The organism is Actinomycetospora sp. NBRC 106378 (genome assembly GCF_030269685.1).
Classification (GTDB): domain Bacteria; phylum Actinomycetota; class Actinomycetes; order Mycobacteriales; family Pseudonocardiaceae; genus Actinomycetospora.
Genome location: NZ_BSTT01000001.1, coordinates 807,399 through 821,408, shown reverse-complemented (window position 1 = coordinate 821,408; position 14,010 = coordinate 807,399). Strand labels below are relative to the sequence as shown.

At 75.3% G+C, this 14,010-nt stretch carries 13 protein-coding genes and 1 tRNA gene; 7 read left to right on the top strand and 7 right to left on the bottom strand.

Going from position 1 to position 14,010, the window contains the following annotated elements:
• Positions 1-7 precede the first annotated feature (7 nt).
• The 3 genes from QSK00_RS04110 to QSK00_RS04100 are packed head-to-tail and all read right to left on the bottom strand — an operon-like array spanning position 8 to position 3,433.
• Positions 8-367, bottom strand: coding sequence for a DUF6802 family protein (locus QSK00_RS04110; RefSeq protein WP_285587801.1), 360 nt, complete (start codon positions 365-367; stop codon positions 8-10).
• Between the two features lie 52 nt (positions 368-419).
• Positions 420-1,988, bottom strand: coding sequence for a hypothetical protein (locus QSK00_RS04105; RefSeq protein ID WP_285587798.1), 1,569 nt, complete (start codon positions 1,986-1,988; stop codon positions 420-422).
• Positions 1,985-3,433, bottom strand: coding sequence for a dynamin family protein (locus QSK00_RS04100; protein ID WP_285587796.1), 1,449 nt, complete (start codon positions 3,431-3,433; stop codon positions 1,985-1,987). The genes QSK00_RS04105 and QSK00_RS04100 overlap by 4 nt, the downstream gene beginning before the upstream one ends.
• Before the next feature lie 174 nt (positions 3,434-3,607).
• On the opposite strand from QSK00_RS04100, the gene QSK00_RS04095 reads away from it, so the two are divergent.
• The 6 genes from QSK00_RS04095 (at position 3,608) to QSK00_RS04070 (ending at position 9,501) form a co-directional block, all read left to right on the top strand.
• Positions 3,608-4,039, top strand: coding sequence for a hypothetical protein (locus QSK00_RS04095; RefSeq protein WP_285587794.1), 432 nt, complete (start codon positions 3,608-3,610; stop codon positions 4,037-4,039).
• Positions 4,040-4,102: 63 nt separating this feature from the next.
• Positions 4,103-4,834 carry a tRNA (guanosine(46)-N7)-methyltransferase TrmB gene (gene trmB / locus QSK00_RS04090; protein WP_285587793.1) on the top strand — a complete coding sequence of 244 codons (732 nt, stop codon included), beginning with the start codon at positions 4,103-4,105 and terminating at the stop codon, positions 4,832-4,834.
• A gap of 98 nt (positions 4,835-4,932) precedes the next feature.
• The gene (locus tag QSK00_RS04085; RefSeq protein ID WP_285587790.1) at positions 4,933-5,640 is read left to right on the top strand and encodes an NYN domain-containing protein; all 708 of its coding nucleotides are present in this window, start codon (positions 4,933-4,935) and stop codon (positions 5,638-5,640) included.
• 69 nt (positions 5,641-5,709) lie between these two features.
• On the top strand, positions 5,710-6,222 hold the full coding sequence (locus QSK00_RS04080) for a hypothetical protein (RefSeq protein ID WP_285587789.1): 513 nt from the start codon (positions 5,710-5,712) through the stop codon (positions 6,220-6,222).
• 13 nt (positions 6,223-6,235) lie between these two features.
• Complete coding sequence (locus QSK00_RS04075) at positions 6,236-7,552, top strand: amidohydrolase family protein (protein ID WP_285587788.1); 1,317 nt, start codon at positions 6,236-6,238, stop codon at positions 7,550-7,552.
• Between the two features lie 53 nt (positions 7,553-7,605).
• Positions 7,606-9,501, top strand: coding sequence for a propionyl-CoA synthetase (locus QSK00_RS04070; protein ID WP_285587786.1), 1,896 nt, complete (start codon positions 7,606-7,608; stop codon positions 9,499-9,501).
• A gap of 151 nt (positions 9,502-9,652) precedes the next feature.
• Here the strand turns inward: QSK00_RS04070 and QSK00_RS04065 are convergent, their stop codons facing one another.
• From QSK00_RS04065 to QSK00_RS04050, 4 genes are all read right to left on the bottom strand, one after another.
• Positions 9,653-10,495, bottom strand: a complete 843-nt coding sequence (locus tag QSK00_RS04065; RefSeq protein ID WP_285587784.1) for an oxidoreductase — start codon at positions 10,493-10,495, stop codon at positions 9,653-9,655.
• A 51-nt stretch (positions 10,496-10,546) separates the two neighbouring features.
• Positions 10,547-11,347 carry a transglycosylase SLT domain-containing protein gene (locus QSK00_RS04060; protein ID WP_285587781.1) on the bottom strand — a complete coding sequence of 267 codons (801 nt, stop codon included), beginning with the start codon at positions 11,345-11,347 and terminating at the stop codon, positions 10,547-10,549.
• A gap of 516 nt (positions 11,348-11,863) precedes the next feature.
• Positions 11,864-12,793 (bottom strand): alpha/beta hydrolase, encoded by a 930-nt coding sequence (locus tag QSK00_RS04055; RefSeq protein ID WP_285587779.1) that lies wholly within the window; start codon positions 12,791-12,793, stop codon positions 11,864-11,866.
• Between the two features lie 78 nt (positions 12,794-12,871).
• Positions 12,872-12,945: transfer RNA gene (locus QSK00_RS04050), tRNA-Gly, on the bottom strand.
• Positions 12,946-13,253: 308 nt separating this feature from the next.
• Here QSK00_RS04050 and QSK00_RS04045 point away from each other — a divergent pair.
• The gene (locus tag QSK00_RS04045; protein ID WP_285587777.1) at positions 13,254-13,835 is read left to right on the top strand and encodes a hypothetical protein; all 582 of its coding nucleotides are present in this window, start codon (positions 13,254-13,256) and stop codon (positions 13,833-13,835) included.
• The last annotated feature ends 175 nt before the right edge of the window (positions 13,836-14,010 follow it).

The window sequence follows — 14,010 nt, the reverse complement described above, 5'->3', positions numbered from 1 at the left end:
GCTCGCCCTACCCGCGCACCCACGCCCCGGTGCGCGGGTCGATCGACGGTGCGGGCGGGGGCGGCGCGCCCCACGGCCGCTCCTCGACGTGGACCGCGCCGTCGGCGTGTCGGGCCGTGACGACCCCCTCGGGGCCCACCCGGGTGACCACGTCGGCGTGCCCGTCGTGGTCGAGGTCGGTGGCCAGCACCAGCCCGTCGCCCCAGGGAGCGACCGTGGTGTCGGCGGTGCCGTCGCCGTCGGAGTCGACGGTTGCGGCGGCGAGGAGGGGCGCGCCCGGCAGCAGGTCGCCGGTGGCGAGTACGGGCGTGGGTGGCGGGTGCGGGAAGGTCACCGGCTCCTGCGGCCCGACCTCGTCCTCGGTCATGGCCACCGACGGTAGGAGGTCGACGCCGACCGTGGGGCCGGTTCGGGAGAACTCAGCCCGCCGCCAGGGCCGTCGCGACCCGGTCCAGCACCGCCTCCGCCCGCGCAGTGACGGCGGTCCGGTCCCGGTGGCGGGGGTCGGTGAGCTGCCCGGCGACGGCCGCGAGCTCGGCGTCGAGCCAACGTCCGTGCTCGTCGAGGGCACGGTCCAGCGCGAGCGTGATCTCGCGGTCGGCCACGATCAGCGCCTCGGAGAGGACCCGCTCGAGGTCGGTCCGCGCCTGCCCGAGCGCCTCCGCCAACCACGCCCGCGCGTGCGCCCGGTCCGCCGCCCGGCGCCGGACCCGCGCCATCCAGCCCGCCGCGCCGAGCCCGATCCCCACCGACACCGGCACCAGCGCCGCCCCGATCACCGGAGCCACGGGCACGGCGAGCAACGGCAGTAGGGCGAGCCGGGAGAGGCCGAGCCCGCCGGTCGCCCCGGCCACGACGAGCATCCGGTCGGCCGGTCGCGGCGCGCTCGCGGGGACCGCCGGCGCGGCCGCGGGCGCGGGGATCCGGAGCCCCGCGAGCTCGGCGGGCGGCAGGAGGCCCGCGAGGGTCCCGACGACGAGGTCCCGCAGACGCTCACCGAGCGCCGCCACCACCGCGGCGGCGACCGTCTCCAGGTCACGGGCGAGGTCGGCCTCCACCCTCGCGAGGTCGCGGCGCGACGCCCGGTCGATCCGGTCCCGGTGGGTCGTGGCGAGGGCGCGGACCCGTCGTCCGAGGTCGTCGACGACGGCCACCCGCGCGGCGGCGAGCTCCGAGCGCCAGCGCACGTGGTGCTCGCGCCGCAGCGCGGTCCGGGCCGACTCCAGCGTCGCCCGACGTCGACGCAGGTCGGGAGCCGTCGCGGCGTCCCCGACCGACCGGAGCGCGGTCACCGCGGCGCGCACCGCGTTCGTCTCGTCGAGCATCCGCCGTCTGCGGGCGACGAGGTGGTGGAGGTGCTGCTGCAGCGGGGCGAGGCCGGCCCGTCGCCGGAGGGGCTCGCCGTCGGTGCCGGTACCCCGGGCCGCGGCGGCCAGCCCCGGGGCGACCGGGAACCACGGGGCGTCGGCCAGCCGCGGGACGCGCTCGGCGACCAGGTCCCGGTCGGCCTCCAGCACGGTGCGCCACCCGCGGTGTGCGTCCGTGCCGGCCAGCGCGAACACCACGGCCTGCACGGCGCCCGCCGCCACGTCGAGCCGGTCGAGCTCGTCGTGGTCGAGCGGTGCCCCGGCCCCGGCGACCACGAGCAGCGCCGAGGCCGGGCCCGCCGTCCAGTCCCCGGAGGGCGACCGGCGTGGCAGGAGGAGGTCCAGCTCCTCGAGCAGGGGGACGTCGACCTCCGCGGGGCCCAGCCGGTCGAGGTCCGCCGGGAGGCCGGCGGGATCGAGGTCGACCAGGGCAGCCGCGAGGGCCCGCCGGCCCCGGCCCGGCGCGCCCACGAGGGCGACGGCGGGGCGATCCCCGGAGGCCCCGCGGCCTCGGGCAGCGGGAGGCCCCGGCGTCGATGCCCCGGTGCCGGCGAGGGCCCGGGCCAGCTCGCGCCGGGCGGCTGAGATCTCCTCGGGGAGCGAGGCCCAGGGACCACTCACCGGATGAGCTCGCCCCACAGGCGGGCCCACCCGCGGTGGACGGTGGTGGCGACGTCGGCCCGCGCGGGCGGGGTGCCCCACGTGGCGTAGCCGCGCCAGGCCGCGGCCCGCCGGGCGGCGTGCCCGGCGAGCTCGGTCGGGGAGGTGAGCCCGAGCCGCCGGGCGAGGTCGGGCGCCGGGGCGGCGAGCAGGTCGAGGTCGGCGGCGAGGTCCTCGGGCAGGGGCAGGGCCCCGCTGCCGTGGCGGGCGGCCGCCTCGACCAGCTCGCGGTCGAGGTGGACGGGGCGGGCGCTGAGCTCCTCGAGGAGGTCGGTGAGCAGGACGAGGTCGCGATCGGCGGTGGGTCCGGCCGTCCCGCGTCGGCGGTCCGCCCGCAGCGCGGCGCGCTCGGCCTCCGCGAGGGCCGCGACGCGCCGTTCGGCGGCGACGGTCGCGAGCAGGTCCGCCCGGGCGCGCACCTCGGTGCGCAGCCGGTCGACGACCCGGTCGAGACCGGAGGCGGCGAGCAGGGCGGCACACACGTCGCCGACCCCGGCGTCGGGCCGTTCGCGCAGCAGGGTCAGGGCGAGCCCGACGCCGCGCCGGTCGAGCAGGTCGAGCAGCCGGGTGCGGACGGCGGCGGGGACGGCCAGTGGGGCGCCCGTGAACAGCTCGGGGTCGGCCAGGGCGGCGTCGGTGCCGGGGTCGGCGGCGAGGGCCCGCAGCGCGGCGACGTCCGCGGTCACCAGCGCACCGGTCACGGCCGTCTCGGCGAGCAGCCCCACGACGGGGGTCACCGCTCCGACCTGCGCGCCGAGCCGGTGGGACAGGGCGTCGGCCACCGCGGCCGCGTCGGCGGCCGGCCCCACCGTGTCGGCCCGGCCGAGCACCGCCACCACCCCCGCCGGACCGTGTCGCGCGGCGTCGGCGAGCCCCGCGACGTCCCCCGGGCGCGCGGCGGCCGGCAGGACCACGAGAGCGGCCTCCGCGGCGTCGGCGGCGCCCCGGGCGGGTCCCCGCGGCCGGCGGGCGGAGCCGGCGCCGGGGGTGTCGACCACGGTGAGGCCGTCGAGCGCCTCGCTGGTGAGGGAGACGAGCAGGTGGTCGACGTCCGCGGGGTCGACGCCGAGCCGGTCCCCGACCGCCGCGGGCACGCGGCCGCCCTCTGCCAGCGGCAGCGGGCGGCGGGTGCCGTCGGCGAGCACCACGTCGAGGCGGTCGACCGGCCCGCGGACGTAGCGGGCGGTCAGCCGGGTGCACTCACCCGCCCCGGTGGGCGCGACCCGGCGGCCGACCAGCGCGTTGACCAGGGTCGACTTGCCGGAGGACACCGGTCCCGTGACCACGATCGCCGGCGTGGCGACCGCCCGGGCCGCCACCGTGTCCAGGGCGTCGGCGATCGGCAGCGCGACGGCGGGCGAGATCGTCCGGCAGCGCCGTGCCGTGTCCTCCGCCCACCGACCCACAGGGCGCAGGGTAGGGAGCCCGCGCGCTCCGTGGGGGCGGAACGGGCGGACCGGTGGCCCCACCCGTCACATCCGTGGCGGGATCACGCGCGCGTCGGGTTTCGTCCCGTCGCCGATCAGGGGATTCTGGACCCCGACCGGGGGCGTCCCGGGCATTGACGGAAGGGCTCCGCCGTGGCCTCCAGCGCCGATACCGGCACCTACCTGCTCGTGGTCGCCGTCGGCACCATCCTGGCCGTCGTCGTCGGCATGGTCCTGCAGCGCTCCGGGCTCGGTTTCCTGCGCGAGGTGTTCGACGACCGGGACGCGGCGCAGTCGGTGAGCCGCCTGCTCACCGTCGCCTACTACCTCGTGGCGGTCGGCTTCATCGCCCTCATGTCGACCTGGGACCCCATCGAGATCGCGGGGACCGTGCAGTACGTCGTCACCAAGATCGGCTCGATGCTGGTCTTCCTCGGCATCCTGCACGTGGTCACGCTCGCGATCCTCGCCCGGATCCGGAACAACAACCGGGTGCAGCAGATGGCGGCCAACCTGCGCGGCGGCAACCGACGGCCGCGCGACAACCGCGGGCCCACGCAGGCGATCGAGTCGAACGGCTCCTGACGCCCGTCGCCCCGCGGTGCTCCCGCCGCTCCGTCCGTCCGTGCCCGATGTGAGGATCGACCCGTGCCAGCAGGAGACGTCACGGGGCTCGACCGACGACGCGGGATCGTCAGCTTCGCCGACCGCGGCGGGCGGGTGACCCCCGGTCAGCAGCGGGCCTGGGACCGTGCGTGGCCGCAGTACGGGCGCGAGCTCGCCGACCTCGGCGACGTCCTCGACGCCGACGGGCACCTCGACGCCGCTCGGTGGTTCGGCCGGACCGCGCCGCTGCGCCTCGAGATCGGTTCCGGCATGGGGGAGACCACGGCCGCGCTGGCGGCCGCGGAGCCCGACGCGGACCACGTCGCCGTCGAGGTCTACCCGCCCGGGCTCGCCCAGCTCCTGATGCGCATCGAGGCCGCGGAGCTGGAGAACCTCCGGTTGCTGCGCGGCGATGCCGTGGTGGTGCTGCGCGACCACGTCGCCCCGGACTCGCTGGACAACCTCCGCGTCTACTACCCCGACCCCTGGCCCAAGCGCCGCCACCACAAGCGCCGCATCATCCAGCCGGAGACCGTCGCGCTCATGGCCTCCCGGCTGCGCCCCGGTGCCGTCCTGCACCTGGCCACCGACGTCGCCGACTACGCCGAGTGGATGCTCGAGGTCACCGACGGCGAGCCGACGCTGCAGAACCCCCACGGCGGCTTCGCGCCGCGCCCCGCGTGGCGGCCGCGCACGAAGTTCGAGACCCGCGCCGAGCGCGAGGGCCGACCCAGCCGTGACCTGCTGCTCGTCCGCACGGGGGAGGCGTCGTGATCATCCGGTACGACGACGGCGGGCGCCGCTCCCGGGAGGAGCGCAGCGACGGGGGAACGCGACGGACGCGTCGGCGACGGGCCGTTAGAGTCGACAACGTGTCACCCTCCCCCGCGCCCTCCCCGGCCGATCTCGCGCACGCGACGGGCCCGGTGACGCTGGCCGGCGGGAGCCACCCCGACGTGGACGTCGACGCCGCCGTGCCCGCCCCGACGCCCCGGACGCTGCTCGTCTGGGACGCGCCGAACATGGACATGAGCCTCGGCTCGCTGCTCGGGGCACGGCCGACGTCGGCGTTCCGGCCGCGGTTCGACGCGGTCGGTCGCTGGCTGCTCGGGCTCGCCGGGCCGGAGGGCCTGGCCGAGGCCACGGTGTTCACCAACGTCGTCCCCGGGTCGACCGAGATCGTGCGCCCCTGGGTCGAGGCGCTGCGCAACGTCGGGTTCGCCGTCTTCGCCAAGCCGAAGACCGCCGAGGACTCCGACGTCGACGACGACATGCTCGCCCACATCGCGGCGCGCAACGCCGAGGGCGGCCTCGAGCACGTGGTCGTGGCCTCCGGCGACGGGCGGGCCTTCCGCGAGCCGCTCGAGGCCCTCGTCGAGCAGGGCATCCGGGTCACCGTGATCGGGTTCCGCGAGTACGCCGCCTTCGCCGTGGCGTCCGAGGTCGTCGGCTTCCTCGACCTCGAGGAGATCGACGGCGTCTTCCGCGAGCCCCTGCCGCGCGTCAGCCTCGACACGCTGCCCCCCGGTGGTGCGTGGCTGCAGCCGCTCCGGTCGCTGCGGTCGTTGCTGGACCGGTAGCCCGCGTTGCGTGGCAGGAAAGCGTCGTTCCTGTCGCCCAGTGGCAGGAACGCCGCATCGTCAGGTGGGATGGTCCGCGTGGACCTGCCGGAGCACTGGGGTACCACGGCGGCCGAGCGTGCGCGCCGCACCCCGGCCGACGACCTCGTCGCACGTCCGACCGACCGCTGGACCCGCGGCGCCACCAGCACGGCCGACCCCGCCGTGCTGTGGCGGTGGCTGTGCCAGCTCACCGTCGCGCCGTACAGCTACGACCTGGTCGACAATCTCGGACGCCGCAGCCCCCGCACCCTGACGCCGGGCGCCGACGACCTGGCCGTGGGACAGCGGCTGCTGATCGTCTTCGTGATCGACTCGTTCGTCGCCGGCGAGCACCTGACGATCCGGCGCCGGACCACCACCGGCCCGGTGGGCGAGTTCGCGGTGACCTACGCGGTGCACGACGACCCGGCGGGCTCGCGACTGACCGCGACCGTCGTGCTCGACGGGACCCACCCCGTCGTCGGGAAGGCGCTGGCGTGGGGCGACCTGGTGATGATGCGCCGGCAGCTGACCCTTCTGTGCGACCTCGCGGGGCGTTGATCAGACTGACCGCATGACCGCGCGCCGTCTCGCCGCCCCGCTCGTCCTGACCTGCGACGGCCCACCCGTGCCGCTGCGGGACGCGGTGGTGGACGTCGACGACGCCGGCCGGATCAGCTATGTCGGACCGGCGGCGGACGCCCCGGCGACCGACGCGCCGACGACACACTTCACCGGCCTGCTGATGCCGGGTCTGGTCAACACGCACGCGCACACCCCGCTCGCCCTGCTGCGCGGGATGGGCGGGGACCTGCCCCTCATGCGCTGGCTCACCGAGGTGGTGTGGCCGGCGGAGGCGCGGCTGGACGCCGCCGACGTGCGCGTCGGGATGCTCGCGGGCGGGGCGGAGATGCTGCGCCACGGCGTCACCACCTCGACCGAGATGTACTTCTGGGCCGACACCGTCGTCGAGGCCGTCCTCGAGCTCGGGTCCCGGGTCGTCATGACCCCGGGGATCATCACCGCCCCCGGCATGGACCGGCTCGGGACGTGGGAGCAGATGCGCGACGGGATCTCGACCTGGATCGACGCCGACGGCCTGCGGTTCGGCCCCGGCGAGCGGGTCGAGCTCGGGTACGGCGCGCACTCGGCCTACACGCTCTCCGCGGAGGCGGTCGCGACGACGGCGGCCGCGGCCCGCGAGCGCGGGGCGCTCCTGCACATCCACGTCGCGGAGGCGGTCGGCGAGGACGACGAGGTCCGCGCGGTCTACGGCTCGGTCCCCGCGATGCTGGAGACGACGGGCAGCCTGGGCGGTCGGGTGCTCGCGGCGCACTCCATCCAGATGTCCGACCAGGACCTCGAGATCTTCGCGCGGCACGACGTCGCGGTGGCCCACTGCCCCGGCTCCAACGCGAAGCTCGCCGCGGGCGTGGCGCGGGTCGGGGACATGCTGACGGCGGGCCTGCGGGTCGGGCTCGGCACGGACTCCCCGGCGTCGAACGACGACCTCGACCTGTGGGAGGAGCAGCGGCTCGCCTCGCTGTTCGCGCGGCAGCGCGGGGCCGACGCCACGGCCCTCACCGCGGCCGACGTCCTCCTGCTCGCGACGGCGGGTGGTGCCGACGCGCTGGGGCGCGACGACCTGGGGCGGCTGCGGGCCGGGGCGTGGGGCGACGTGGTGCACGTCGACCTCGACGACCCGGCGTTCGTCGACCCGGACGACCCGGCGCAGCTGGTGTCGAACCTCGTCTGGTCGTCCGGCTCGCGCTCGGTGCGCGACGTGTGGGTGGCGGGCGACCCGGTGCTTGCCGACCGGGTGCCGGTGCGGGTCGACCCGGCCGAGATCCTCACCGCCACCCGCGCGGCGGGGCGGCGCATCAAGGGCTGAGCGGCCCGTCCGGACGGGTGCGCCACGTCACGTCCCGTGGCAATCTCGCGCCCATGAGTGGCGAGTACCGGCAGGCCTACGACCGCAGCATGACCGACCCCGACGGCTTCTGGCGCGAGGCCGCCGCCCTCATCGACTGGTACACCGAGCCCGAGACGATCATGGACGCCTCGGCGCTCCCGTTCTCGCGGTGGTTCGCAGGCGGCGAGCTGAACACCTGCCACAACGCCCTGGACCGGCACGTCGACGCCGGGCGGGGCGACCAGGTCGCGCTGATCCACGACTCGCCGGTGACCGACTCGCAGCAGCGGTTCACCTACGCCGAGCTGCGCGACCTCGTGGCGCGGTTCGCGGGGGTGCTGCGCTCGGTCGGCGTCGGCAAGGGCGACCGGGTGATCATCTACATGCCGATGGTCCCCGAGGCCGCGGTCGCGATGCTCGCCTGCGCGCGGCTCGGGGCGGTGCACAGCGTGGTGTTCGGCGGGTTCGCCGCCCGCGAGCTCGCCGTGCGCATCGACGACGCCACGCCGTCGGCGATCGTGTCCGCCTCGTGCGGCATCGAGGGCAGGCGGATCGTCGAGTACAAGCCGCTGCTGGACCGCGCCATCGAGCTGGCCGAGCACGACCCGGGCCGCTCGATCGTGCTGCAGCGCCCGCAGTACGAGGCGCCGATGACCGACCGCGACCTCGACTGGGCCGAGGCGATGGCCGCCGCCGAGCCCACCGAGTGCGTCCCGGTGGCCGCCACCGACCCGCTCTACGTGCTCTACACCTCGGGCACCACCGGCAAGCCGAAGGGCGTGCAGCGCGACAACGGCGGGCACGCCGTGGCGCTGCGCTGGTCCCTGCCGGCGATCTACGACGTCGGCCCGGGCGAGGTCATGTTCACCGCCTCCGACGTGGGGTGGGTCGTCGGCCACTCCTACATCGTCTACGCGCCGCTGCTCACCGGAGCCACGACGGTGCTCTACGAGGGCAAGCCGATCGGCACCCCCGATGCCGGCGCGTTCTGGCGGGTCATCCAGGACCACCGGGTGAAGGCGCTCTTCACCGCGCCCACCGCCTTCCGCGGCATCAAGAAGGAGGACCCCGACGCCGTCCTCCTGCGCGACTACGACATCTCCTCGCTGCAGACCCTGTTCCTCGCCGGCGAGCGCCTCGACCCCGAGACCTGGATGTGGGCCTCGGAGAAGCTCGGCGTCCCCGTCGTCGACCACTGGTGGCAGACCGAGACGGGCTGGCCGATCGCGGCGAACCTGCGCGGGCTCGAGCCGATGGAGCTCAAGGCCGGGTCGCCGTCGGTGCCGTGCCCGGGCTACCAGGTGGACGTGCTCGACGTGGACGGCACGGAGCTGCCCCGCGGCGAGGAGGGCGCCATCGTGATCAAGCTGCCGATGCCGCCGGGCTGCCTGCAGACGCTGTGGGAGGACGACGAGCGCTTCCGCGAGTCGTACATGTCGCGCTACGAGGGCTACTACCTCACCGGCGACGGCGGCTACGTCGACGACGACGGCTACGTGTTCGTCATGGGCCGCACCGACGACGTCATCAACGTCGCCGGCCACCGCCTGTCGACCGGCTCGATGGAGGAGGTCCTCGCGGGCCACCCCGACGTCGCCGAGTGCGCCGTGATCGGCGTGCACGACGCCATGAAGGGCCAGGTCCCGCGCGGGTTCGTCGTGCTCAAGTCGGGTGTGACCCGCGGCGAGGACGAGATCGCGCCGGAGCTCGTGGCGCTGGTCCGCAACGAGGTGGGTGCGGTCGCGTCGTTCAAGAACGTCGCCGTCGTGCCGGCCCTGCCGAAAACCCGCTCGGGCAAGGTGCTGCGCAAGACGATGCGCCAGATCGCCGACGGCCAGGACGCGATGGTGCCCTCGACGATCGACGACGCGACCGTGCTCGACACGTTGCGTCCGGTGCTGCAGAAGGGCCCGCAGGCCGGCGGCTGACCCGTTCCGAGCGAAGGGCCCCTTCCGTCGGGTAGACGGGCCGTGGGCGCCCTTCGCCGGCTCGGCGCTGACCGACCGCGTTCCGAGCGAAGGGCCCCTTCCGTCGATCCGTCCGACTCGAGGGGCCCTTCGCTCAGGACGACGGGTGGAGCTACTCGCCCTCGGGGAAGTCCGCGCCGCGGGCGACCTGCTCCCACGCGGCCGCCTCGTCGATGCGCTGCTGCCAGAGCTTCGGCGCGAGGTCGGCGGCGGCGTTGCCGAGCAGGAGCCGCAGCGGCGGCCGGTCCGACGCCACGACCTGGCGCATCGCCTCGGCGGCCCGGCGGGGGTCACCGGGCTGGGTGAAGGCGCCGCGGCCGTCCATCGCCTCGCGACGGGCGCCCAGGACCTCGTCGTACTCCGGCATCGGCTGCGCCCGCACCATCGACCCGCCGTTCCAGTCGGTGCGGAACGGGCCGGGCTCGATGATCGTCACGTGCACGCCGAAGCCGGCGACCTCCTGGGCCAGCGACTCGCTCATCCCCTCCAGACCCCACTTCGTGGCGTGGTAGAGCCCGGTGTTCGGGAACGCACCGACGCCGCCCATGGAGGAGATCGGCAGGATGTGCCCGGAGCCCTGGGCGCGCATCGTCGGCAGCACGGCCTGCATCGACCACAGCGCGCCGAAGAGGTTCACCTCGATCTGGTCGCGCGCCTCGGCCTCGGAGACCTCCTCGACCCCGCCGCCGAGGCCGTACCCGGCGTTGGCCACCAGCACGTCGATCCGCCCGACCTGCTCGGCGGCCTCGCGCACGACCAGGAACGTGGCGTCCCGGTCGGTGACGTCGAGGTCCTTCGCCACGAGCCGCTCTCCGTGGGCGCCGCGCAGGTCGTCCAGCGAGGACGCCTTGCGCGCGGTCGCCACCACGGTGTCGCCCGCCTCCAGGCACACCTCGGCCAGCGCGCGTCCGAGGCCGCGCGAGGCGCCGGTCACCAGCCACACTCGTTCGCTCATGCAACCGGTCTACCCCGGGGGCCGCCCGCGACACCGCCCGGCGGGAGGGGACTATCCGGCGCGACCCAACCCGTCGTCGGGAAGCTTGGCCCCGCCGTAGCCGATGTAGCTGCCCGAGGAGTTGCGCAGCCCGCCGTCGACGACGGCGTCGAGGCCGTGGTTGGCGATCATCGTGCGGACGCCGGCGGTGATGTTGGCGACCGGGTCGTAGATGCCCTTGTCGGCCAGCGAGGGGAGCACCGCGTTGCGGAACGTGGTGTCGATGAGCTGCATGAGCCCCTTCGACGGGGTGCCGGCCGCAGCGTTGGAGTCCCAGTTGTTGATCGCGCGGGGATTCCCCGTGGACTCGCGCATGATGATCTGCTTGACGCCGGGGGCGAGCTTCTGCGGCAGCCCCATGAGCCCGAGGGCCTTCGCGATCTGGCCGTTCAGGGTGTCGTCGTTCCCCGCCGCATAGGGCCGGCCGAACTCGACGGGGCCGTTCTCGCGGGCGACGGACATGGCCTTCTGCAGGTCGTCCGGCCCGCTGTCGGCCGACTTCGCGGCGGCGTCGAGGTCGGCGGTCGACATCGCGACCGTGGTGACGTCGCTGATCGCGGACGTCGCGGAGGCGGCCGGTCGCGCCGTCGGGCCCGCCTGGGAGGCGAGCGCCATCTGCGCGGCGGAGAGCTGGGCGGTGCCGGGGTCGGCGTCGGCGGTGTGCGAGGTGTCGAGCGTCTGCACCGCGGGCACGACCGCGCCGGCGGCGACCGCCGCGACGAGGATCTTGCCGGAGGTGGCGCTCGAGAGGGAGCGCGGCGCGCGGCGGGTGGGCGCCGGAGCCGGGGACCAGACCGTCGCCCGCGACGCCATCGGACGCATCGGGGCGGGAACGGCGAAGACGGGTGTGTAGCCGGGGTCGAAGCGGGTAGCCCGAGGACCGGAGGCTGGTTGCCCGTGTCTCGCCACGTGTGTTCGCCCTTCGCCGCAGGGTGATCGCACGACGAGGTCGCTGGGGAGCGATGGCATCGGCGTGATGCCGTGACCTCGTCGTGATCTCCGACCGCCGGAACATAGCGGGGACTCGGCTGTCCGTGTGGAGCGGGTGGGGCCTGTCGGGCCTCCCGGCCCTTCCCGACGGCGGGTGCGTCCGGGAAAGGTGCGCCGCCGGCGGTCCCGGAGCCCCGATCGGGTCGTGTCCCCGGCGGCGACCGGCCGCGCGGCGGGGGTCGAACGGTCCCCGGTCCGCAGGGCCGAGCGGGCCGGCGGACGAGCGGGCGGCGAACGGCGGCCGGTCGACCTCCCGCCGAGCGGGCCGGACGTCTCGCCGTGATCCGGCGCGTCCGGGTGTGTCCGGCCCGCGTCCGGGTCAGCGCTTTCAGGAACTCCTCAGCCCAGGAGCTCGGCGAGGGCGTCCAGCGCCCGGTCGCCCTCCCGCTGCGCGGCGGACGAGACCGACCCGAGTCCGAAGAAGCCGTGGACGAGGCCCTGGCCCCGCAGCAGGCGGACCGGCACGCCCGCGGCCGCCATCGCCTCGGCGTGCGCCACCCCCTCGTCACGCAGGGGGTCGAACTCGGCGACCGCGACGACCGCCGGCGCGAGGTCGGCGACCTCCCCCAGGCGTGCGGCCTCGCCGAGGTTGACCGACGGGTCGACGTGCGTGTCCGGGTCGGGCAGGTAGCGCGCGTAGAACCAGCGCATGTCGTCCGCCGTCAGGAAGGGGCCTCCGGCGTTGGCGGCGAAGCTGGGGGACGACATCGTCGGGTCGATGCCCGGGTAGAGGAGCAGCTGGCCGTCCAGGCGTGGTCCCCAGTCGCGGGCGAGCAGCGCGAGACCGGCCGCCAGGCCCGCTCCGGCCGAGTCGCCGCCGACGACGAGGCGACCGCCGAAGCGGGTGGCCGCCCAGCGCAGGGCGGTGTGCGCGTCCTGCAGCGGCGCCGGGTGCGGGTGCTCGGGGGCCAGGCGGTAGTCGACGGAGACCACCCGGGCACCCAGGTGCCGGCACACCCGCCGTGCCGCGGCGTCCGCGGTCTCGAGGTCGCCGACCACCCAGCCGCCCCCGTGCAGCCAGACCACGGTGACGCCGCCCGGGTCCGCCGGCTCGTACACGCGCACGACGACGTCGACGTCGGTGGTCGGGTCGGTCACGACGTCGTCGTGCACCCCCGCCACCGGCAGGTCCACGGCGCCGCGCCGGAGCAGGGCCAGGTCGCGGTAGTTCTGCCGGGCCTCCTCGGGCGTCCCGCGGGTGATGGGCAGCCAGCCGTCCGCCTCGAGCCTGCCGATACCGGCGGCCAGGTCCGGGTCCAGGGCACTCACCGGGCGACCCTGTCAGAAACGACGTCGGCCCGCCTCCGGATGACCGGGCGACGGGCCGCTGACCTGCGATGATGCGCGTGGAGCGAGTGACGGGAATCGAACCCGCGTTCTCAGCTTGGGAAGCTGATGTTCTACCATTGAACTACACTCGCCTGCTTCGATCATCACGATACACGGGCTCGTCGAGCCGCCGATCAGGCACCCTGCGTCGCCACGAACGGCCCACGCGTACCGCAACGACATCCATGTAACTCACTCGGATCACGCTGTGGTCTCGGTGCGGTCGCAGCCGAAACGGTGACGGTCCGTGGATCCGATTGCGCCCAAGCGGTAGTCCTGAAGCACTCGTCTGTCGTGCTGAGACGATGTGGTGTGTGCTGATCGCGTGGGTAACGCGGATCAAGGCGGGGAGGTGCCCATGACTCTGGGTGATCACCTTGACGGAAGTCTCACTCCGGACGTGGCCGAACTCCTGATCGTCGTCGCCTCCGTCGAGGACGCCCGGGCGCTCGCGCCCCTGGGCCGACCGGGGAGCGTCGTCACCGACGAACCGGTAAGGCCCGTCCTCGTGGCGACGGGCCCGGACCCCCTCGGGGTGGACGCGGAACTCGACGAGCTCGACGCCCCGGCCGGCCGCCTGCTGCTGCTCGACGGCCCCTCGCGCGGCTGGGCCGAGGAGGCCGCCCGCCTCGTCGTGCGGCTGGACGCACTCATCGCGGGCGAGCCCCCCGCGGGCGTCGTCGTCCGGGGCGGGTCCGAGGCGGCGCTCGCCGCCGCCCGCAGTGCCGTCGAGGTCGGCGTCCCGGTGCTCCACCTGCCCGTGCCCGCCTCCGACGCACGCAGCGCCGCCACCGGCGCCGTCGTCGCCGAGCTCGCGGCCTGGCAGACCTCGCCCGAGGGCGGCGTGCCCTACCCGACCGAGATCGACCTGCTCGTGCACCGGCGTCTCACCCCGGCGCCGTCGCGTCCGCGGCACGCGGGAGACCCCAACGTCGTGCGCATGTCCACGGCGCGCAGTTCGCGGTCGTCGCTCTCGGCCTGATCCGCGCCGCCCAGTTGCTCGGCCGTACGGCCGTATGTGCTGCTCCATGAGCACGGATCCACTCGGCCCCGGCCCGTAAAGCTGTGACCCGTACCCAGAACCGGCTAACGTCATGCCGCCGGTGGGGGATGTCCAGCGAAGAGCACGCTCGTCGGAGCTCCGGCGGGACGCCCGG

What these genes read in the sequence shown, in the direction of transcription:
- QSK00_RS04060 (WP_285587781.1), bottom strand. Translation starts at nt 11,347, where the DNA reads ATGGCGTCGCGGGCGACGGTCTGGTCCCCGGCTCCGGCGCCCACCCGC.
- QSK00_RS04065 (WP_285587784.1), bottom strand. Translation starts at nt 10,495, where the DNA reads ATGAGCGAACGAGTGTGGCTGGTGACCGGCGCCTCGCGCGGCCTCGGA.
- QSK00_RS04110 (WP_285587801.1), bottom strand. Translation starts at nt 367, where the DNA reads ATGACCGAGGACGAGGTCGGGCCGCAGGAGCCGGTGACCTTCCCGCAC.
- QSK00_RS04080 (WP_285587789.1), top strand. Translation starts at nt 5,710, where the DNA reads ATGGTCCGCGTGGACCTGCCGGAGCACTGGGGTACCACGGCGGCCGAG.
- QSK00_RS04070 (WP_285587786.1), top strand. Translation starts at nt 7,606, where the DNA reads ATGAGTGGCGAGTACCGGCAGGCCTACGACCGCAGCATGACCGACCCC.
- QSK00_RS04075 (WP_285587788.1), top strand. Translation starts at nt 6,236, where the DNA reads ATGACCGCGCGCCGTCTCGCCGCCCCGCTCGTCCTGACCTGCGACGGC.